The sequence below is a fragment of the Rothia sp. HMSC065C12 genome (assembly GCF_001812085.1).
In the GTDB taxonomy this organism is placed as follows: domain Bacteria; phylum Actinomycetota; class Actinomycetes; order Actinomycetales; family Micrococcaceae; genus Rothia; species Rothia mucilaginosa.
The window spans coordinates 136919-159254 of sequence record NZ_KV807676.1 but is presented as its reverse complement, the minus strand read 5'-3'; the positions used below and the strand labels follow the sequence as shown (position 1 = coordinate 159254).

Annotated in this window: 14 protein-coding genes; 9 read left to right on the top strand and 5 right to left on the bottom strand. The window is 59.1% G+C overall.

The window, feature by feature from the left end; genetic code table 11:
- Positions 1-478: 478 nt before the first annotated feature.
- From glpK to HMPREF2836_RS04195, 3 genes are all read right to left on the bottom strand, one after another.
- Complete coding sequence (gene glpK, locus HMPREF2836_RS04205) at positions 479-2035, bottom strand: glycerol kinase GlpK (protein ID WP_070629538.1); 1557 nt, start codon at positions 2033-2035, stop codon at positions 479-481.
- 42 nt (positions 2036-2077) lie between these two features.
- A complete protein-coding gene (locus HMPREF2836_RS04200; protein ID WP_070629537.1) occupies positions 2078-2875 on the bottom strand; it encodes an MIP/aquaporin family protein in 798 nt (265 codons plus the stop codon).
- A gap of 345 nt (positions 2876-3220) precedes the next feature.
- Positions 3221-4966 carry a glycerol-3-phosphate dehydrogenase/oxidase gene (locus tag HMPREF2836_RS04195; RefSeq protein WP_070629536.1) on the bottom strand — a complete coding sequence of 582 codons (1746 nt, stop codon included), beginning with the start codon at positions 4964-4966 and terminating at the stop codon, positions 3221-3223.
- 122 nt (positions 4967-5088) lie between these two features.
- Between HMPREF2836_RS04195 and HMPREF2836_RS04190 the strand changes: the two genes are divergently transcribed.
- The 3 genes from HMPREF2836_RS04190 (at position 5089) to HMPREF2836_RS04180 (ending at position 8481) form a co-directional block, all read left to right on the top strand.
- Entirely contained in the window at positions 5089-6036 is a 948-nt protein-coding gene (locus HMPREF2836_RS04190; protein ID WP_070629535.1) for a sugar-binding transcriptional regulator, read from the top strand.
- Between the two features lie 253 nt (positions 6037-6289).
- On the top strand, positions 6290-7666 hold the full coding sequence (locus HMPREF2836_RS04185; protein ID WP_070629534.1) for a 6-pyruvoyl tetrahydrobiopterin synthase: 1377 nt from the start codon (positions 6290-6292) through the stop codon (positions 7664-7666).
- Positions 7667-7677: 11 nt separating this feature from the next.
- Positions 7678-8481, top strand: a complete 804-nt coding sequence (locus HMPREF2836_RS04180; RefSeq protein ID WP_070629533.1) for a transcriptional initiation protein Tat — start codon at positions 7678-7680, stop codon at positions 8479-8481.
- 180 nt (positions 8482-8661) lie between these two features.
- On the opposite strand, the gene HMPREF2836_RS04175 is transcribed toward HMPREF2836_RS04180, so the two are convergent.
- Entirely contained in the window at positions 8662-9588 is a 927-nt protein-coding gene (locus tag HMPREF2836_RS04175) for a LysR family transcriptional regulator (protein ID WP_005506591.1), read from the bottom strand.
- Positions 9589-10101: 513 nt separating this feature from the next.
- Here HMPREF2836_RS04175 and HMPREF2836_RS04170 point away from each other — a divergent pair.
- The 6 genes from HMPREF2836_RS04170 to HMPREF2836_RS04145 all read left to right on the top strand — a co-directional run bounded on the left by HMPREF2836_RS04170 (position 10102) and on the right by HMPREF2836_RS04145 (position 19808).
- Positions 10102-13593, top strand: a complete 3492-nt coding sequence (locus HMPREF2836_RS04170) for a bifunctional proline dehydrogenase/L-glutamate gamma-semialdehyde dehydrogenase (RefSeq protein WP_070629532.1) — start codon at positions 10102-10104, stop codon at positions 13591-13593.
- Positions 13594-13927: 334 nt separating this feature from the next.
- Positions 13928-14320: a glycine cleavage system protein GcvH gene (gene gcvH / locus HMPREF2836_RS04165; protein WP_005507722.1), complete on the top strand. Its 393-nt coding sequence runs from the start codon at positions 13928-13930 to the stop codon at positions 14318-14320.
- 607 nt (positions 14321-14927) lie between these two features.
- A complete protein-coding gene (locus tag HMPREF2836_RS04160) occupies positions 14928-15701 on the top strand; it encodes a transcriptional regulator FtsR (protein ID WP_070629531.1) in 774 nt (257 codons plus the stop codon).
- Positions 15702-16415: 714 nt separating this feature from the next.
- Complete coding sequence (locus HMPREF2836_RS04155) at positions 16416-17060, top strand: MerR family transcriptional regulator (RefSeq protein WP_005507725.1); 645 nt, start codon at positions 16416-16418, stop codon at positions 17058-17060.
- 191 nt (positions 17061-17251) lie between these two features.
- Entirely contained in the window at positions 17252-18064 is an 813-nt protein-coding gene (locus tag HMPREF2836_RS04150) for a ParA family protein (protein ID WP_070616615.1), read from the top strand.
- Between the two features lie 286 nt (positions 18065-18350).
- Positions 18351-19808: a mycothione reductase gene (locus HMPREF2836_RS04145; protein WP_049356200.1), complete on the top strand. Its 1458-nt coding sequence runs from the start codon at positions 18351-18353 to the stop codon at positions 19806-19808.
- Between the two features lie 140 nt (positions 19809-19948).
- On the opposite strand, the gene HMPREF2836_RS04140 is transcribed toward HMPREF2836_RS04145, so the two are convergent.
- Positions 19949-22123, bottom strand: a complete 2175-nt coding sequence (locus HMPREF2836_RS04140) for an AMP-binding protein (protein WP_070629530.1) — start codon at positions 22121-22123, stop codon at positions 19949-19951.
- Between the last annotated feature and the right edge of the window lie 213 nt (positions 22124-22336).

Sequence of the window (22336 nt, the reverse complement as noted above, 5' to 3'; positions counted from 1 at the left end):
CACATAACAGGTGAACGGGTATCTCAACAAGGGGCATAAAACCAGTGATTTTTACAGCGAGAACTGCAACACGAAAAGCGAACCCCACTCATCGTTAACGCAGAGAACCCAGTAACAAGAGATAAAAGTCCGTCCGCCGCGGTACGTGAAGCACCACGGCGGACGGGAGCGTAAATAAAGTATCAGCGCGAACCGTCGGCTCCTGTCAGGACAGCGCATGAATATGTCGCGTACGCGTCCTGTGCGGTATTGACACCTCACGAACAATACCGCGCCAGGTGATCGGCGGAAGATACCAAATTTACAAAAACCAACGGTACCCCAGCACTAATTTTTGTAGAAATTACGCCGCAATAAACGCTGAATTGAGCGTCATAAAACAGCGAAAAGCCCCGGCTGCTTCAACCCCATAGCGGGGGAGAAGTAGCCGGAGCTTCGCTAGTACGCGGGCTGTGCCGTTAGGCAACGGGTGCTGCGATTAGGCGGTCGGAACGTCCTCGTCAACCCACTCGAGGGTGCGGGAGACAGCCTTCTTCCACAGGCGGTACTGGCGGTCAACCTCTGCGGGCTCCATGGAGGGTAGCCAGCGCTTATCTTCAACCCAGTTGTCCACAACGTCCTGCTCGCCGGTCCAGAAACCAACAGCGATACCTGCAGCGTATGCTGCGCCCAGAGCGGTGGTCTCAACAACCTTCGGGCGGATCACGGGAACGCCGAGGATGTCAGCCTGGAACTGCATTAGGAACTCGTTAGCGGTCATGCCGCCGTCCACGCGCAGCTCGGAGAGCTCAACACCGGAGTCAGCGTTCATTGCGTCCAGAACCTCGCGGGTCTGGAATGCGGTTGCCTCCAGTGCCGCACGCACGATGTGTGCACGGTTCACGTAGCGGGTCAGACCAACGATGACGCCGCGAGCGTCGGAACGCCAGTGAGGTGCGAACAGGCCGGAGAATGCGGGAACAACGTAGCAGCCGCCGGAGTCCTTGACGGAGGTCGCCAGTTCCTCAGACTCTGCAGCGTGCTCAATCATGCGCAGGTTATCGCGCAGCCACTGGATTAGGGAGCCGCTCATTGCGACCGAGCCTTCCAGAGCGTAGACGGGTGCTGCATCGCCAATCTTGTATGCGACGGTGGTCAGCAGACCGTTGTTGGAGAAGACGGGCTCGTTGCCGGTGTTCATGAGCATGAAGTTACCGGTACCGTAGGTGTTCTTCGCCATGCCCTTCTCGAAGCAAGCCTGACCGAAGGTTGCAGCCTGCTGGTCACCGAGGATACCCGCGATGGGGGTGCCGCTGAGCAGACCGGTTGCGCGGCCGAAGCCGTACACCTCGGAGGAGGACTTGATTTCGGGCAGCATGCTCATGGGGATACCCATGTCTGCAGCAATCTGCGGATCCCATTCGAGGGTGCGGATGTTCATCAGCAGGGTACGGGACGCGTTGGTTACGTCGGTGACGTGAACACCGCCGTCAACACCACCGGTCAGGTTCCAGACCAGCCAGGTGTCGGTGTTGCCGAAGAGCAGGTCGCCGCGCTCTGCGCGCTCGCGTGCGCCTTCAACGTTGTCCAGGATCCACTTGATCTTGGGGCCGGAGAAGTAGGTGGAGAGGTTCAGGCCGACGATGTCGTGGTACTTGCCAACACCCTCTTCGCCTGCGAGCTCTTCAACGATTTCCTGGGTGCGGGTGTCCTGCCAGACGATTGCGTTGTAGACGGGCTCACCGGTGTTCTTGTCCCACACGACGGTGGTTTCGCGCTGGTTGGTGATGCCGACTGCAGCGATTTCGTGGTGGTTGACTTCGCCGTTTGCCATAGCCATTGCTACGACCTTACGGACGTTCTGCCAAATTTCGGTTGCGTTGTGCTCGACCCAGCCGGCCTTGGGGAAGATCTGCTCGTGCTCGAGCTGGCCCTGAGCCACGTTTTCGCCCGCCTTGTTGAACAGGATTGCGCGGGAGCTGGTGGTGCCCTGGTCGATGGAGAGGATGTACTTGCGTTCGACGTTGAGGGTTGCGGAGTGCAGAGAAGTCGTCATTGATTTTTCCTTAGAACAAAAGAACGGGGGTATTAGAGAGGTTTAGAGGGGCAGAACTGCCGGAACGATCAGGCCTGCGAGGATAGCGCCGATGATCGGGCCAACAACCGGAACCCATGCGTAAGACCAATTGGAGCCGGTCTTGCCGGGGATGGGCAGGAAGGTGTAGGCGATACGGGGGCCGAGGTCACGGGCGGGGTTGATAGCGTAACCGGTTGCGCCACCGAGGCTCATACCGATAGAAACAACGACCAGGGCAACAGCCAAGGGGCCAATCTGGGCGGGGGTCTTACCGGATGCGATGATCCAGCCAATCAGGACGAAGGTGCCGATAATCTCGGTGAGCAAGTTCCAGCCGTAGGACTTGATGGCGGGGCCGGTTGCGAAGATGCCGAGGCGGTCGCCCGGGTCCTCATCGAAGTGCTTCTTGTAAGTCAGGTAGGCTGCGGTTGCACCAGCCATTGCGCCGAGCATCTGAGCGACGATGTACAGGGCGATGTTGCCTGCGGTTGCGGGAACGCCGGTTGCCAGGTCGCGGCCAGCGGTTGCCAGGCCAACGGTCACAGCGGGGCTCAGATGTGCACCGGAGAGGAAGGAGAGGTATACGGCGGTGAACACTGCCAGACCCCAACCGAAGGTGATAACAACCCAGCCTGCGTCCTTAGCGTAGGACTTCTTGAGGGTCACTGCGGCACATACGCCGGCACCGAGCAGAATCAGGATAAAGGTGCCGAAGAATTCGGAAGCGAAGATTCCGAGGGGGGTGGGGGCCCCGGATGCATCCACGAGTGCGGATGAACCGGCTGCAAGTACAGTTCCTGCGGAAGCAAGAAGAGACATTGATGCTCCTTGAAGACGAAGCGTCTGGAAGGCAAGCGAACCGATGCTTGTTTGTTCCTGTGCCGTCCTCCCCGCAATGCGGTTTTGGGGCACAACGCTGTGCTGAAATGTGTAGCGGTTGCTACGAAAATATTGGTTGAATGTCTGAATGGGAAGCAGATTGCACTGTGGGTTAGTCCTGTATTTAGCGCTCTGCTTCTTGTGCAGGGGGTTTATCGTAAACGGTTATTTAACCGTCCGTCCACCCCTCACCGAAAATATGAGTTAGCCCATATCGGTGAGGGGCGAATGGTCGGTTCGTACCAAATAATCGGTTACGAAAGGTATGTGTGGAATCTCTAAGGATTAGAGCTTCACACGAGGTGCCACGGGGGTGACAGCCTCAATCTTTGCCGATGCCTCAGCATCGGTGGAGGTGGACTCTGCCTCGCGCATTGCTGCAACGCGTGCGGCGTAGAGGTCGAGTTCTTCCTTGACCTTCTTGTCGTCCCAGCCGAGCTCGGCACGCAGGATGTCGAGGATTTCCTCCGCTGCTGCCAGGCCGCGGTCGCGCTGCTCGAGGTCGAGGCGTACGCGGCGGACCAGAACGTCCTCCAGGTGCAGGGCACCTTCGTAGCGGATAGCGAAGACGACGTCTGCACGCAGGAACTGGGGTGCCTTAGCCAGGGGAGCGCCGAGGGAGGAATCTGCATCGATGAGGGCGCCAAGGTCCTCAATCTGTGCGCCGTAACGCTCGAGTAGGTGGGTGATACGGGCCTCGTCCCAGCCGTAACGCTCGGCGTAGCGTGCACGGTTAGCAGCGATTGCGTGGTAGCCGTCTGCGCCGACCAGGCCGATGGTTGCGGTCACGGAGGGGTTCTGCTTAGCCTGCTCGCCCAGTGCGAAGTCGACAGCGTCGGCAGCCATGACACGGTAGGTGGTGAGCTTGCCGCCTGCGATGGCGCTCATGCCGGGTGCAACCTCGGTCACGGTGTGCTCGCGGGAAACCTTGGTGGATGCTGCACCGTCCTTGACCTTGGGCTGCAGCAGCGGACGAAGACCGGTGTAGGTGCCGATGATGTCCTCACGGGTCAGCGGGTTAGCGATCAGCTTGTTCGCCTGCATCAGGACGTAGTCGATGTCCTTGCTGGTTGCGACGGGGCGCTCGCGGTCCTCGGCGTAGGGGGTGTCGGTGGTGCCAATGATCCAGTAACGCTGCCAGGGGATGATGAAGAGAACGGACTTCTCGGTCTTGGTGAAGATACCGCTGGTTGCGTTGATGCGGTCGCGGGGAACCACGATGTGAATACCCTTGGATGCCAGAACCTCCAGGCCACCCTCGGGGTTAGCCAGGGATTCGGACTCTTCGGTCCACACGCCGGTTGCGTTGATGACGTGCTTTGCGCGCACGTTCAGGCGCTCGCCGGTCTCCAGGTCTGCCAGCTCTGCACCGATGACGCGGCCGGATGCGTCCTTGGTGAAGCCGACAACCTGGGTGCGGGATGCAGCCAGTGCGCCGTAGCTTGCAGCGGTGCGGACGACGTCGATGACGAGGCGTGCGTCGTCAACGCGTGCGTCGTAGAACTGGATTGCGCCGCTGAATGCGGAGTCCTTGATGTCGGGGAAGACGGTCTTGGTGCCGGCCTTGGTGAAGTGACGCTGGGAGGGGACGCCCTTGTTGCCGCGGGATCCGAGGAATGCCAGGGTGTCGTACATGCCGATGCCGATTGCGGAGTATGCGCGCTCGATGACGGGCATCTTCAGAGGCCACAGGAAGGGCTGTGCGTGCACGAGGTGGGGTGCAATCTTGTTCAGCAACAGGCCGCGCTCGGTGAGAGCTTCGGTCACGAGCTTGAAGTCGAGGTTGTAGAGGTAGCGCAGGCCACCGTGAACGAGCTTGGAGGACCATGCACTGGTGCCTGCAGCCCAGTCACCTGCTTCGACGATGCCGGTGCGCAGACCGCGGGTTGCTGCGTCGAGGGCAATACCTGCACCGGTAATGCCGCCGCCCACAACCAGGATGTCGAGTTCTTCGTTGACCATGCTCTTGAGGGCCTTGGCGCGGGACTCAGCGGTCAGCTGGGACTGCTGTGCAATGTGCTGGGAGCTCATGTATTGCTCTTTCTTGTCGTGCCGCGTGAGCGGCGTGGGGTTTCATCTTGCAAATAGTAAAACCCAATGGTGAAATAATAACCAAGCCACATGAACGGATTTTCATCGGAGGTCTGTACTCAATGAACGAACGCACTAACCACACATATGAGGCAGCGCAGCTGTACTACATCCACAACATGACGATGGACGCTATCGCGGCTCGTCTGGGGGTTTCTCGAGCCACTGTGTCACGTCTGCTTAAAAGTGCTCGTGAGAGCGGCATGGTACAGATCCGTCTAGATGATTCCTTCCGCGCCCGCAGCGAGCTTGAGCGCCGCATCGGTGAGCGCTATAAGGTGCGCGTTACTCTCGTGAACGTGCGCCCGGATGCTACCCCCATTGCCCGTATGAGTCAGGTATCCCGTACTGCGGCGGCTCTACTTGACTCCCTGATTGATAATGGAACGAGCCTGGGTGTGGCGTGGGGTTCGACCATGACTGAGATTTCTCGTCATCTGCCGCGCCGCCCGCTGAAGGGCGTGACTGTCGTGCAGATGAACGGCGCCGGTAATGCGCACCATTCGGGTATTCCGTACCTGGGCTCTCTGCTGGGGCAGCTGGTGAATGCTTATGATGCGCAGGCGATTCACTTCCCTGTTCCCGCGTTCTTTGACTATGCGGATACGAAGACCGCCATGTGGCGTGAGCGTAGCGTTCAGAAGAATTTGCATGCTCAGCATAATGTTGACCTCGCTATTTTTGGTGTGGGTGCTTTTGGTGGCCCTATTCCTTCTCACGTGTATTCGGGTGGCTATTTTGAGGCGCAGGAGCAACGTCAGCTGCGTGAGCTGGGCGTTGTGGGGGATATGTGCACGATTCTTCTGCGTGAGGACGGCTCGTGGGCTGATCTTGAGTTGAATAAGCGTGCGTCCGGTCCGACTCCGAAGGAGCTGGCTCGTATTCCGCGCCGTATTTGCGTTGCGTCCGGTACCCATCGTGTGCGTGCCCTGCGTGGTGCCTTGCGTACGGGTGCGATTACTGACTTGGTTCTTGATGACGCGCTGGCAAAGGCGCTCATGGAGAAATAGCTAAAAATAATCGCCGCGGGTATGAGGGCCTGTGGCGATGGGGGAAAGGGGCACATTGAATCTGAAAAGGTAGTGCTTGAGAGCTTTCCTGGTGAAGCTCTCAAGCGCCGCATGAACAATGTTTCAAGGTGCCCTTTAGTGTCGTCAAAAACTGCTTTCTGACCCTACAATGTGAAACGTTTGCGCATGTGAAAGTGCATATTTGTGCACTCCATTGAAGGTGTGCGCCACTCACCGTTAGAAAGAACCAACCATGACCCCCACCTATAACGCCCAGGTGAATCCGCACCTGGGCGCACCCGGCATTACCACCATGCACGGTGATGCCCAGTCCTCTGACGCTACTCCTCTTGCTGGCCCCGGCGCTGGCGACTGGAAGATTACCGGCACGAAGCTCGGCGGCGCCTGCCCGACGATCCTTGCCGGACGCGACGGCTTCATTCAGGTGCTCTGCACCCAGGTCTTCGCCCACGGCGAGTTCATTACCCCGAAGCTCTCTATCCTTGACCCGCATACCGGCCGCGAGCTCTCCCACTTGGACATCCCGAAGGGCGCACTGCTCGGTGGTGTGTATGCCTACCTTGACGCGCAGGACCGCATGGTTTTGGTGGATGGCTCTCAGTGCCTGCTACGCCTCTCCCACTCTGCTGACGGTCGCAGCATCCGAGTTGATGAGCGTATTGACCTGAGCCGCATGCTCGCGCAGAGTGCCAATGACGCTGTGGTCGGTCTGGTACCCGACTGGTCCGGCCGCATTTGGGTTGCGACGAAGAACGGCTACATTGCGGTGATTGATTCTGCCCGCGGCACGATTCGCTCGATGCGCCTGAATAAGGCGTCGATTGCGGGTGAGCGTATTGATAACTCGATTTCGGCGTGCCCGCAGGGCGTGAGCGTGGTGACTTCTCACGCTATTTATATGCTGAACGCTACTGCAACCGGTGCGCCCACCCTCAAATGGTGGCATGCGTACGACCGCGGTAGCGCCCGCAAGCCGGGTAAGCTCGCGTGGGGTTCCGGTGCCTCCCCGACGTTCTTTGGCCCGAACGGTTCGGATTACGTGATGCTGACCGATAACTCTGATATTCAGGAGTCGGTCATTGTGTACCGCACTGATAACGGTGCGAAGGTCGGTAGCGCCGGCCTGTTTACTGCCGGTACCTCTGGCACTGAGAATTCTATGATTGGTGTGGGTAACACGATGGTCGGTGCAAGCACCTACGGCTACCCCTACCCGAAGTACCCGGAGGGTGCCGGCCCGTCGGTTCCTGCGAACGCGCTTTTTGCTCCCGGTATGGAGCGTTGGGATATTACCAATCGCGGTCTGCGTAAGATTTGGGATCGTAAGGACGTATACTCTTCGGCTGTTCCTCGCTATTCCACCGCTGACGGTCTAATTTACACCTGTGAGCGTCGCCGCGGCCCGGCTGGTTTAGCGAATGGTGCCTACGCGTGGGCTGTCGCGCTGGACATGGAAACCGGTAAGACGATGCACGAGCAGCGCCTGCCTCAGCATGTGAGCCTGCTGCTTGGCGGTGGCGACACCCTGCAGATGGTGGGCACGATTGACCGTTACGGCACTTGGTGGCAGGGCACGATTAGCGGCGTGTACCGTATCGCGAAGGCTTAGGGGAGTAGAAAATGACTAAGAATAATCTGATGAACGCTTCTCGCCGTACCGCGTTGAAGGTTGCGGGCGCTTCGGCTGCCCTGGTGGCTGGCGGCGTGAGCGCTGCGGAGGCGGCAACTCGTTCGGGCGGTAAGCGCGCTCGCGTGACCCCGGTGACCCAGCGTCCTGGCGGACAGCGTGGCGGGCAGCGCGGTCAGCACGGCGGTGGACAGCACGGTGGCGCGGCGAGTTCCGCTCTGGCGCAGGTGCCGATACGCTATAACGAGTCGTGCATCCGCCTGGAGTTGAAGGCTGCTAACGGTGTGCAGGCTGTGCCTTTGCAGAGTCAGCCGGCGCGTACTGTTGCTTTCCGGAATCTGCCGACTCGCCTGAGCATTATTAATGAGGGCAATTCGACGCTGCCGGTGGGTACTCGCCTGATGGTGCGTGCTCGCGCGCAGGACCCGAAGACTGGTTTGTTGTTGAAGCCAGCGGTGACTCTTCGTGTTTCCTCGGGTCAGGCGGTGCTGCCTTCGGGTAACCTGGGTGCTTCGGCCCTGGTGGCTCCTGTGGATGCTCTGAATCTTGATGCGGTGCGCCGTAGCGAGCAGACCGGTCAGGCTGGTGCCGGTAGCGAGAACGTTCTGGAGTTGCGCACTGCTATTCCTCGCGGTCATCGCCTGGATGTTCAGCTGAATTATCAGGTGGCTTCGGGTGTTGCCGGTTCTGCGTTGAAGCAGGTTCATGTGAGCGCTGTGCTGGATATGGCGGCGGCTGGTTTGTCCTCTTCGTTCTACGAGGTGCAGAGCTCGGCTGTGGTTGCTTCGCTGAACTAGCAGTTGGGCTGGCTCCTGTGAAGGATGGGCACGGCGGGGGAGTAGCTCCGTTGTGTGTTTTTATACCTTATATATAGGCGCCTGTTCAAAAAGGTATGTTGAAAGGTCGGGGTCGTTCGTGGGAACGGCCCCGACCTTTGCATTGTCTAGTCTGCCGGCGTGAGCGGTAGCTGATTTTTCCTATGCGGTTTCGGTCCTGTCGTGTTCGCCGAATGCCACCTGCACCGCGTGGTGCAGTGCTTCGCGCACCATGGCGATGGCGGGGTTGGCGGCGGACTCTCGGCGTACGGCGGTAAAGATTTTGCGGCAGGGCTTGCCGGGCAGCTCCACGATGCGTAGCCCCTCGGTGGTGGAGAGGGAGGAGAGGATGAAGCCGGGCACGATGGTGACGGCGAATCCTGCTTTGACGAGGTTGGAGTTCGTAATCATGTCATTGGCGCTGTAGCGGATGACCGGCTCGAATCCTGCGGTGCGGCACTGGTTGAGCGCCCAGCTGCGGGAGGTGTTCTGTTCCATTTCGAGAACCCAGGGCAGTGCGTGCGCTTCCTCAATCGAGGTGATGGTGGAGGTGCTGGGCACGATGAGGCTGAGCGGGTCTTCGGTGAGTAGCTCGGAATGCAGTTCGGGGTATTCGGGGATGTGGTGGTGCGGGTAGGCTTCGGAGAGCACCATGTCGTATTCGCGGCTTCGGGTCAGGGAGGTTCCGGTTTCGGGGTCGATTTGCAGTACTTGCAGGGTGAGTGAGGGTGCGTGTTCGGCAAGGTAGCTGAGGGTTTCCGGTAGCAGTGCGAAGGCCGCGGACTGGAAGATGGCGAGGCGGACCATGCCTGCGGGTTCGCCGGTGAGGTTGGCGACGGAGGTTTGCATGCGGTCGAGTTCGCGCAGGATGCTGCGGGCGCTGTCGACGATGATGAGTCCGGCGCTGGTGAGCTGTACGCGCCTGCCGATGCGCTGCAGAAGCGGGGTGCCGGTTTCTTTTTCGAGGGTGGCAATCTGCTGGGAGACGGCGGAGGGGGTGAGGCTGAGCGCTTCTGCAGCAGCGATGACGGTGCCGCGTTCTTGGATTTCGAGGAGCATTTGCATGCGTCGGATGTCGTAGATTGACATGTGTTTCCTCCCTGGCGCGCCTGGTTGTTCTGCAGATTGTGCCTCTGAGTTCTTCCGTGGTGCGTCTCTCATCGTGGACTCTTGTCTATGGTACCGCGTGGGCTTCCGGCTGGCTCTTTTTGAGACGCCTGAAGTGGGGTGCCGGCATGTTGGCTTGTGTAGCGAGTATTTTCGCGCTGATTGTGATGATTCTTAGAGCCGAAGATGCTTTTGGGAATGGTTTTGAAGTGTTCGATTGTTACGAAATCGGTTCGGTATTTGCTTTCTGAAAGTGCTAGCCTGAGAGAGATGGATAGCGATGTCGCTACAAACTTCACCTTGTCTCTTCGAACAGGAGGTTCGGAGGGGGCGTGGGGTGAAAACCTCACCGCACAATCATTTAGAAAAACTAAATGGATTTTGGAAAAAACATTCAGTTTTTCTAATGAGGTATTTATTACCCTTTTGTGGTGAAATAGAGACATCGCCAAACGTGGTGTGCACCGCACACAGTGAGATAGTTAGGAGTCAAGGATGACCCATCCTTTCGCATCTGAGCACTACCAGAAGATGGCTCTGGAAGCTCGTCAGCTTGTTCGTCAGTGGGTAAATGAGTCCCAGTCGATCAAGCCCACCTTCGCGGCTGAGCAGCTCGCCGGTGTTCTGAAGGACCCCAATGGTCTTCCCTTCACCGTCGGCTTTGTTGATGGCGTTATTCGCCCCGAAGACGACAACGTCTCCGGCCGCAACCTTTCCCGTATTTCCGGCCTGGCACCTTCCTTCCTGCCCTGGTACATGAAGTCCGCTGTTGGCTTCGGTGGCAAGCTGGCTGGCAAGGTCGCATGGCCCACCGTTCCCGTTGCACGCCGCGTGCTGCGCGAGATGGTCGGTCACCTGATTGTCGACGCTTCCGAGGAGAAGCTGGGCGACGCAATCGCAGAGCTGACCAAGACCGGTAACCGCCTGAACGTCAACCTGCTCGGTGAGGCAGTTCTGGGTGACAAGGAAGCAGAGCACCGCCTGGCTGAGACCAAGCGCCTGCTGGCACGTGACGACGTTGACTACGTCTCCATCAAGGTGTCCGCTGTTTCCGGCCCCCACCAGCACTGGGCATTCGACGAGGTCGTTGAGACCGCAGTTCGTCGCCTGACCCCCCTGTACGAGCTGGCTGCATCCACCTCCCCCAAGAAGTTCATCAACCTGGACATGGAGGAGTACAAGGATCTGGACCTCACCATTGAGGTGTTCACCAAGATTCTGGACCAGCCGCACCTGAAGGACCTGGAAGCCGGTATCGTGCTCCAGGCATACCTGCCCGACACCCTGGCTGCAATGCAGCGCCTGCAGGCATGGGCTGCTAAGCGTGTTGAGGCTGGCGGCTCTGGCGTCAAGGTCCGTCTGGTGAAGGGTGCAAACCTCTCCATGGAGATTGTGGAAGCTGTTATGCACGGCTGGCCGCTGACCACCTGGGACACCAAGCAGGCTGCTGACACCAACTACAAGCGCGTTCTGGACTACGCACTGCGCCCCGAGCACGTGAAGAACATCCGCCTCGGTATTGCAGGCCACAACCTCTTCGACGTCGCTTTCGCACTGCTGCTGTCTGAGGACCGCGGCGTGAAGGACCGCGTCGAGTTCGAGATGCTGATTGGTATGGCTGAGCAGCAGGCTGAGATCATCCGCCGCCGCGTTGGCCACCTGTTGCTGTACGTGCCCGTCGTGAACCCCAAGGAATTCGACGTTGCAATCGCATACCTGATTCGTCGTCTCGAGGAGAACGCTTCCTCCGAGAACTTCATGTCCGGTATCTTCGACCTGGCAACCGACGAGTCCATCTTCAAGCGCGAAGAGGACCGCTTCATGCGTGCACTGAACTCCGTCACCGACGAGGTTCCCGCATCCAAGCGCACCCAGAACCGTCTGACCGAGAACGAGGACAACGTCTTCGTACCGGCAGGCCGCTTCGAGAACACCCCCGACACCGACCCCGCACTCTCCGGTAACCGCGAGTGGGGTCGCGCAATCCTCGAGCGTTCCAAGACCACCAAGCTGGGCATCGAAACCCTCAAGGCTAACGAGCTGACCAGCGAAGCTGACGCTGAGAAGCTGATCAAGGAAACTGAGGAAGCCGGCAAGGCATGGGGCAAGCTCTCCGGTCACGAGCGTGCAGAGATTCTGCGCAAGGTCGGTAAGGCTATCGCACTGCGCCGCGGTGACCTGCTGGAGGTTATGGCAGCTGAGGCTGGCAAGACCCTGGAGCAGGGCGACACCGAGGTCTCCGAGGCAATCGACTTCGCATACTACTACGCAATGCTGGCTGAGGACCTCGAGAAGATCGACGGCGCAAAGCCCAAGTCTGTTGACCTGACCCTGGTTGTTCCCCCGTGGAACTTCCCGACCGCTATTCCCGCCGGTGGTGTTCTGGCTGGTCTGGCTGCAGGTTCTGCTGTCATCTTCAAGCCCGCAACCATCACCGCTCGCACCGGTGCCCTGATCGCAGAGATCATGTGGGATGCAGGCGTTCCCAAGGAAGTTCTGAAGCTCGTCAAGGTTGTTGACCGCGCTGCAGGTAAGCTGCTCATCTCGCACCCCGAGGTTGACCGCCTGATCCTGACCGGTGGTTACGAGACCGCTGAGCTCTTCCGCTCCTGGCGTGATGACCTGCCCCTGTTCGGTGAGACCTCGGGTAAGAACTCGATTATCGTCACCCCGAACGCTGACATCGACCTCGCCGTCAAGGACGTCGTCTACTCGGCATTCGGTCACGCAGGTCAGAAGTGCTCCGCTGGTTCGACCGTCATCCTGGTTGGCTCCGTTGCACAGTCCGAGCGTTTCCGTCGTCAGCTGATTGACTCTGTCAGCTCCCTGCACGTGGCACACCCGCAGGACATCGAGTCCGAGATGGGCCCCGTTGTTCAGAAGCCGGAAGAGAAGCTGCTGCGCGGTCTGACTACCCTCGGCCCGGGCGAGCGCTGGCTCATCCAGCCTAAGGAACTGGACGACACTGGCCGCCTGTGGAGCCCCGGTGTTCGCGAAGGCGTCAAGCCCGGTTCCGAGTACCACATGACCGAGTACTTCGGCCCCATCCTGGGCATCATGACCGCTGACACCCTGGAAGAGGCAATCGAGCTGCAGAACGCACCCGATTACGGTCTGACCGCAGGTCTGCACTCGCTGGATGCTGATGAGCTTGAGCTGTGGCTCTCCAAGGTCCAGGCAGGTAACCTGTACGTCAACCGTGCAATTACCGGTGCAATCGTTCAGCGTCAGCCCTTCGGTGGTTGGAAGAAGTCCACCGTTGGCTCCGGTACCAAGGCTGGTGGCCCCAGCTACCTGATCGCTCTGTCCGATTGGGAGCCGGCACAGGCAACCGCGACCGCAACCACCCAGTCCGTGACCGTTCGCGAGACCCTGGCTACCATCGAGAACTCCGAGCTCGGCAAGCGCGATGACTTCGCATTCATCAAGCGCGGTGTCTCCTCTGACGCACACGCTTGGGACACCGAGTTCGGCTTCGGCCACGACCCCTCGAAGCTGGGCGTCGAGCGCAACATCCTGCGCTACGTACCCACCCAGGTTCTGGTTCGTGCAGACGAGTCCGCATCCGCAGCAGAGACCCTGCGCGTTGTGCTCGCCGGTCTGGCAGCTAACGCACCGGTTGCTCTGTCCGTCGGTAAGGACCTGCCGGTCGACGTCCGTGGCGTCCTCGAGAACAAGGGCATCAAGTACGAAGTCAAGTCGGACGCTCAGTTCCGCGAGTACCTGGCTTCGAACGCTAAGACCCCGGTTCGTGCACTGGCTGGTACCCCGCTGGAAGGCACCCGTATCCGCTACATCGGTAACGATGAGAAGTCCATCTACTCGGCACTGGGCGGTCGCCCGGATGTTGCAGTGTACTTCGCACCGGTCACCGAGGCTGGCCGTATCGAGATGCTGCCCTTCCTCCGCGAGCAGGCTGTTTCGATTACCGCACACCGTTTCGGTAACCCGAACCGCTTCTCCGAGCGCGTCATTTCTTCCCGCTAAGGCGCTGTGAGAGTTTAGCTCTCTAGCCTAAGGCTCAGGGCCCTGCACCTTCATGGTGTGGGGCCCTGAGCCTTTTGGTGTGTCTGAATGGCTGTCTACTGGAGGTGAGTAATAGGGGTGCTTCTAGGGCCTTGGGAAGGGGTGATTGTTGAGCGGCTAGATAGGATAAGGAAAATATAGTGTCTTAGAAGTGGTACGGGGGTGTTTGGACGTGCCCCGCATTACTTCTTATGTGATAATTGGTGTAGGACGTTCCGTCATCCCACATACGGAACGACACCGTGCGCGGGACGGTCCGCGCTACGCAAGAACACACTGAAAGGACACCGCTGCTATGAGCAACGTTCCCGCAGAACTCTCGTACACTTCTGAGCACGAGTGGGTTTCCGCTCTCACCGCCGAGGGCACCGTACGTGTTGGTATTACCGACCACGCTCAGGATGCACTGGGTGACGTCGTCTACGTCGACCTTCCCTCTGTCGGCGATTCTGTAGCTGCTGAGGATAGCTTCGGTGAGATTGAGTCCACCAAGTCTGTCTCCGATCTCTTTGCTCCCATCGCTGGCGAGATTGTCGCAGTGAACGAGGGCCTGGAGGATGACCCCGCACTGGTCAACTCCGATCCCTACGGCGAGGGTTGGATCATTGAGATTCGCCCCGAGAACGCTGATGATCTGGCTAACCTGCTGGATGCAGAGGCGTACAAGGCTGAGCTGGCTAAGCTCTAAGTCGATAGTCTAGCTCGATAGACTCTATAGCTCTGGCGTCCCTCGTGTTAAGAGGTACGTACTGATGAAACGGCGAGACCGATTGGTCTCGCCGTTTTTCTTTTAAAATGCACACAAACGCAAATAGTTGGGCGCATTTAAGGTTCGTCTTGAAGGTGCAGGAATTCACTAAAGGGGCTTGAAGGATGACTAAACCCCTAGTGGGGGCCTCTTTCAAGTTAAATGTGATGAAAACTTCAACTATCGCGAGAAGATAAAATTTTCCTCGTAAAGCAGTCCAATATGAGATATATGTGTTCGAAGTATTGGAATTTTGCTAAAATTGGTACTGTCTCTACTGATTAATGTTTGATTGTGTGGCTATTTTTGGGTTCAAAAAGCCTCTGAAAAGGGCGAACTAAATAGCAAAATGCCTTGTGAGGCTATAAGATTGTCTCGAAGGTTTGCGGTTTATCATTTCGTGATAAACAACTAAACTTATCTATCACACTCTCAACACTAAGCAAAGATGTTCGGCACGGAGCGAGACCCCCGACCGGGGGAACGAGCCATTCACTCAAATACGGCGAGTATCGTCATCGACCGAACAAGTACCCGAAAGACATAGATGACCTCACGCATCGATGAGAACCTCACTAACGCTGAGGTTCAACTAGAGGACGTGGAGAACGGCGACTCTGACCGTAACCCGCGTGACGTTAAGAGCCGGACCATTGGTCAGGTTCTTAGCCAGCTTGACCTGGAGTTCCCCGGAATTAGCGCATCCAAGATTCGCTTCCTGGAGGAGCGCGGCCTGGTGCACCCCAGCCGTACCGAAACCGGTTACCGCAAGTACTCCCAGACTGACATTGAGCGCCTGCGCTACATCCTCACTATGCAGCGCGATCACTATATGCCGCTCAAGGTAATCCGTCAGCACCTGGAGGACCTGGAAGCCGGTCGCGTACTGAACTCTATGCCTGCCACCGTAAGCGAAGACGTGCTAGACACCGTCCTCGGCCCGAACGAGCAGGAAGGTCGCACCTACACTCTCCGCGAGCTGGCAGAATACGCTGACACCACCCCTGAACTGATTCGCGAGCTGATTGACTTTGGGTTGCTCGAAGACGGTTCGGATGTGGAGTACACCGATTACGATGTGCTGATCGCCCGCGTTAGTGCAGAACTGACCCAGCACGGTATTCAGCCCCGCCACCTGCGCGCATTTAAGTCTGCGGCAGACCGTGAAATTTCCCTCGTGGAAATTGCGGTGGCTCCGCTGGCTTCGCGCCGCGACGCAGCCTCCCAGGCTCAGGCGCAGGAACGAGCCAACAAGATTCGCAAGTTGTGCCTGCAGCTGCATGCAACTCTCGTCGAATCGGCGATGCCTACCTACGAGTAGGCGACCGAAGACGCAGACGACCGGACTGTCTACCCTTCAAAACCCATGCGGTTCCACCGCACCCCGAACGGGGATTTCCCTCGGGAAACACCACTGACCACGGTGATTCCCTCTACAGTCCCTACCTGCACCAACGGGTAGCGGCCTCTAGACTTGGACGAAGCCGACGCTGGCACGCTCGGAATTTCTACCCCTTCGTCCAACACGAAGAGCTTTCTCACCAGGGGGCTCCCGGCCTGCCAAGGCTATTCACTCAACTCAGCGGTAAATGCGTACGGACTACCAGTCCGTACGCATTTACTTTTTAAACTCCTCCTGCATAAACTCCCTCTGTGGGGTGGGTGCCCAGAAAAGCGAAGGGAACAGTGGGGGAGGGGCGCCCCTATGAGGCGTTAATGAGGCAAGAATGAATCTGAAAAGATCATTCGCTTCGGTGGGTTCAATTTTAAGTAGAGCCCTCTATCAGTTAAAATGGATTGAACAACCGCGCCTATCGCGCATCGGTCGCACTGTCGAACCGCTGTGTAGTATTGAAAACCGCGCCGGAACCCAGTAGAGGAGCCACGCGAATCATAGACGCAGATTCTAGACCTCAACCCTAGAATCTCACCCCGATATCTCACCCCGAGAATCGGGTCTACACCGGAACGATATCGACTGCATTTGATGGGGCGCGGTGAAGCACTTAAAAGGGTTTAACGAAAAGGAGGGACCGTGCTAGAGCAGCAGGTAGCCGAAAATGCAGGCGAGGCCGCAACCACGCACGCACCCCAGGGCTTCGACCAGCCCCTGGATGGCTTCGATACCCTCTTCCCTGTAGCACCGCCTCCGCGTGGTGAACAGGGCGTGCTCTTCACCGACCCTGTCTCTGTCGTCGAGGAAAACCTCGGCTACCGCGGCGCCGTCGCCTGCAAGGCAGCCGGCATCACCTACCGCCAGCTCGACTACTGGGCACGCACCGATTTGGTCGTACCCACCGTGCGAGGCGCATCCGGCTCCGGCACCCAGCGCCTCTACAGCTTCCGCGACGTGCTCGTGCTCAAGATTGTGAAGCGATTGCTCGACACCGGCGTGTCCCTGCAACAGATTCGCACCTCCATCGAGCATCTGCGTACCCGCGGCATTGACGACCTCGCGAACATTACCCTGATGAGTGACGGCACCACCGTCTATGAATGCACCTCCCCGAGCGAAGTCATTGACCTGGTTCAGGCAGGTCAGGGTGTCTTCGGCATCGCTATCGGTCGCGTCTGGCGCGAAATCGAAATGAACCTCAACGGCCAGCCCGGCGAAGAGATGCACGAAAACTTCGAAGGCGACGAACTTGCCGCCCGCCGTGCCCGCCGCGCACAGGCATAAAACGCAAAACGTGAATCAGCCCGCGCTCACTACCTATCGGGTAGCGAGCGCGGGCTGAAGCTTTTAATGCGAGGGAATATTCAATGCTCACTTGAGAAAAAAGTCAAGATACACCCCTGTCAGAGCCAGAAGAAAAGCGAAGATTCGCTAAAATAAAGGGGCATTACACCTCACTCATAAAAGGGACCTGCATGCCCCGCATCGTCAGTATCAGCAGCCTCAAGGGTGGCGTTGGCAAAACGTCCATCACTTTGGGGCTCGCCTCCGCGGCATTACACAGCGGACTCTCCACACTTGTTATTGACCTCGACCCCCACGGCGACGTCAGCACCGGCCTGGCAGTGGATGAAACCATCCCCGACGTCGCCTCCCTGATTGCCAGCTCCAATGAGCGCGCCTTCGCGGAGGAAGCCGGTAGCTCCTCCTGGAACGCGCTCGTCGGCAAACCCACCCTGCTGACCAATAACCCCGTGACCACCGGTAGCGTGAAGGTGGCGCGAGGCTCGGCACGCTCCACCCTCGTGGACCGTCAGGAAGCGGCACCGTTCATCCGCCGCTTCAAGCGCATGGTGGAGGCGGCAGCGGACGCCTACGACGTCATCCTGATTGACTGCCCGCCGTTCCTCGGAACCCTGTCTTCGATGGGCTGGGCGGTTAGCGAGCGCATCCTTTCGGTCGCAGAGCCTTCCCTCTTCTCCGTGGCGGGCACCGAACGAACCCTGCGCGCCATCGTGCGCTTTCAGCAGGAAAGCGGCATCAGCATTGACGGTGCGGGAGTAGTTATTAACAAGATGCGCCCCAACGACAGCGAACACCACTACCGACGCGACGAAATGCGCTCCCTCTTCGGCGAGCTCGTGGCAGAACCCGTGCTCGCTGAAAGCCCCGTGCTGCAGCGTGCCCAGGGTGCGGCGTACCCGATTCATTTTTGGCCTGACGAAGAATCGGTTGATCCCGCCATTGACTTCACCCGTCTGCTGGCTGGGCTCATGGCTGATTTCTAATCGCAGACATCTAAACGCAGATACCTGTGCGTCACCAATCCGCAGGCTCAAATAGTTTCAATGCTTGAGTGCGTCTTCTCAAAGAACCCCTGTGTTCTCAGCCCTGTGTTCTCAGCGCTGTGTTCTTTGGGACGGCGCACTTTCGTATATCCGTCAACATTGACACTAGATAGTGGGAATAGCCGGTAGCCTCCACGCGTTATAGTGGCAGTAACAGAAATAACCCCGCCATCGAAGAGCACGCTGGGAACGAGCCCAGCCTCAACACCAACAACGAGAGGACCACATGAGCATCGAGAACGTAGAACGCATTGACGGCGTAGCACAATACGACCTCATCGTCATCGGCTCCGGATCCGGCAACACCCTCATCGGCCCCGAATGGGACGACAAGAAGGTCGCCCTTATCGACGGCGGTATCTTCGGCGGCACCTGCCTGAACGTTGGCTGCATCCCCACCAAGATGTACGTCTACCCGGCGACCATCGCGCAGAAGACCCGCGAGGTCAAGCACCTGGGCGTCGACGCACACGTAGACGCCGTGCACTGGGCGCAGATTCGTGACCGCATCTTCGCCTCCCGCATCGACCAGATCTCTGAAGGTGGCCGCGACTGGCGTGCCGGTCTGCCCAACGTCGATTTCTACGACCAGTACGCGCGCTTCGTCGGCTCCCACACCGTTGAGCTGACCGACGGCACCCGCCTGCAGGGCCGCCAGATTGTCATTGCGGCAGGTTCGCGCGCCGTGTTGCCTCCCGTGCCCGGTATCGACTCCTCTAAGGTCTACACTAACGACAACGTCATGCGCCTGGACGAGCTGCCCGCCCGCATGGTCGTCATCGGTGGCGGCGTGATTGCGGCAGAATTCTCCCACGTTTTCTCCGCATTCGGCACCGAAGTAACCCAGCTGAACCGCTCCTCCCGCCTGCTGCGCGGCGTGGATGAAGAGGTCGTGGCACGCTTCGAAGAAGCCGCAAGCAAGCAGTGGAACATCGTCAAGGATGCGTCCCTCTCCGAGATCCGTGAGAACGCCGACGGCAGCGTAACCGTCGTAGCGAAGCGCACCACCGAGAACGGTGAAGAACTGCTCGAAATCCCGGCAGACGCTGTGCTCGTAGCAACCGGTCGCCGCCCCAACACCGACACCCTCAACGCAAAGAACTACTTCGACGTGCAGGACGGCGGTCAGCTCAGCGTCGATAAGTACCAGCGCGTGCTCTACAACGGTGCACCCGTACCCGGTGTCTACGCCCTCGGCGACGTCTCCAGCCGCTACCAGCTCAAGCACGTGGCAAACCACGAGGCCCGCGTTGTGCAGCACAACCTCAGCCACCCCGAGGACCTGCGTGCCAGCGACCACCGCTACGTACCCGCCGCGGTCTTCAGCAACCCGCAGATTGCCGTGGTCGGCATGACCGAAGAGCAGGCGCGCCAGGCCGCTGAGCGTGAAGGCTTTGAGATCACCGTCAAGGCACAGAACTTTGGCGACACCGCCTACGGCTGGGCAATGGAAGACAAGATCGGCCTGTGCAAGCTGATTGCCCGCAAGGACAACGGCGTGCTGCTCGGCGCACACCTGGTCGGTGAAGAGTCCTCCGTGCTCATCCAGCCGCTCCTGCAGGCAATGAGCTTCGGCATGGATGCGCGCACCCTCGCACGCGGCCAGTACTGGATCCACCCGGCACTGACCGAAATCATTGAGAACGCGCTGCTCGGCCTGGAATTCGACGAGCCCGCAAACTAAGGATCCGCCAGCTAACGACGGCTAGATAACGCTCGGAAGCCGAGGCATCTAGCGAACAAACAGAGAGGAGGGGGTCGTACCTAAGCGGTACGACCTCCTCCTCTCGTGTATGGCCTCTCGTTAATGGTGGCCAGAGCCGGTTATGCCTTGTCGGTGTCAGACTTCTGAGGGCTCTGCTCTGTAGCAGCCTTCTTCTCAGCCTGTGCGGGCTTCTCGGCGGGAGCCGCTGCGGAAGAAACCTCAGCGGAGGAGTCCTCAGCCTTTTCTTCCTCGGCCTTCTCTTCATGAGGCTTCTGCATCATTTCGGCGGTTTGCTCACGCAGCTCCTCAAACTTCTCAGCCGCCTGCTCACGCAGCTCGGCAAGACGCTCCGCCTGATGATCCGCGTACTCGTGCAGACGCTCCGCAGCCTGCTCACGCAGTTCAGCGAACTTCTCAGACTGCTCCGCCGCGTACTCCTGCAGACGAGCCAAAGAATCCGACGTGCTATCAGAAACCTTGCCGTACATCTCATCCACGTAGGAGGAGAAGTCCTGCAGAATCTTCGCGCGGCGCAGCTTCTGCGAAGGAGTCAGGTAGCCGTCCGCCTCGGTCAGATCACGGTTCATGATGCGGAACTCGCGAATACCCTCGGCGCGGGAAACCAGCTGGTTCGCCTCGTCCACGAGCTTCTGAATTGCGGCACGAACCGCCGGGTGAACAGCAGCCTCCGGGATGGAGAGTGAACGGGGCAGACCCAGGTGCTCCAACTGCTCGGGTAGGGTATCCGGATCCAGGGTCACCAGAGCCGCAATAAACGGCTTCTCGTCGCCAACCAGCATCGCCTGAGAAACCAGGGGAGAGGTACGCAGATGACTCTCCGCAATACCCGGAATCACGTTCTTACCGCCGGCGGTGACAATGATTTCCTTCTTGCGGCCCACAATCTTCAGGTAGCCGCGCTCATCGAAACGAGCCAGGTCACCGGTGCGGAACCAGCCGTCCTCAGTGAACGCCTGAGCGTCCTCTTCAGGGTTCTTGTAGTAGCTGCTAATCACGCCCACACCACGAACCAGAAGCTCGCCGTCCTCAGCAATATAGCCTTCGGAACCGGGGATGAGCGGGCCGATCATACCAATCTGGTACGGGTTGATGCGGCCAGCCGCAATCGGGGCGCAGGTCTCGGTCAGGCCGTAACCCTCAACCACCTGCACACCCACCGCGTGGAAGAAGTGCGCCAGGCGCTCGCCGAGGGGGCCACCGCCGGAGACCGCGTAACGCAGCTCGCCGCCGAGAGCCGCACGCAGCTTCGAGTAGACCAGCTTGTCGTAGAGAGCGTACTGCGCCGCCAGCTTGAGGGGCACACGACCCTCAACCTTCGCCTGCGACCAGCGCACCGCAATATCGGTGGAACGCTCAAACAGAGACTTATTGAACTTGCCGCCCTTAGCCGCCTTTGCCATGGCACCTTCGTACACTTTCTCAAAGACGCGGGGCACCACCAGCAGCATGGTCGGCTTGAAGCTATCCAGGTCAGACGCCAGGTTCTTGATGTTGGGGGAGTGACCAATAACCAGGCCAGCATCCAGCGCCAGAACCTGAATCAGGCGCGCGAGAACGTGCGCCAGCGGCAAAAAAAGAATGGAGGAGTTGCGGGAGTTCGCAATCTCGGGCTCGACCAGCCTGGTGTTGGCAATCAGGTTCAGGAAGTGGCCGTGAGTCAGCGCGCAGCCCTTAGGGCGACCGGTCGTGCCGGAGGTGTACACAATGGTCGCGAGGTCGTCACAACCGGCTGCGGAACGTACCTGCTCCAGCTGCTCATCGCTTACCTCGGAGGCGCGAGTGCTCAGGGTATCGAGGTCGCCATTCTCAATGACCCAGCGGTGCTTCAACTGCATGGGCTCCTGGGTCGTGGAGGCGAATTCCTCAGCCTCCGCGATGCGCGCCAGAAGCTTCTCATCCTCAACGAAGATGGCGGTAGCCTCCGAGTGGGCGAGCGCCCACGCCGCCTGTGCGGGTGCGTTGGTCTCGTACACCGGCACGGAGATGGCGCCCGCGTACCAAATCGCGAAGTCAATGACGGTCCACTCGAAGCGGGTGCGGCTCATAATGCCCACACGGTCACCCGGGCGGATGCCCGCAGCAATCATGCCCTTAGCTAGGTCGGTCACCATCTGGTGGAATTGCTGGGCGTGAACCGGCTGCCAGTTACCCGGAGACATCTGACGGCGGTACAGCAACGGGTTGGAGCTATCGGCACGGTGGCGCTCAACAATGCTTGTCAGATTCAGCGAGGGGTCAACAAGAACCTCAGCGGGAGTGGAGAAGACTTTCATAATGCGCCTTTCGAATCAGGGCGTGAGCCCGTGGCGGATCCGGTGCCGCGGGCTGTCCTCGATTTCTCGAGGTGCCGTGATGGCTATCTGAATGTTCTGCCCACCTCGGCGGGTGATGCATTCGCCGATTGGTGCGCTGAACCTTCAGAATTTAGTGGTTTAGGGATGCGACAAAAGCTTGAACAGTAGAGAGAAGATACTCGGCGTCGTAGT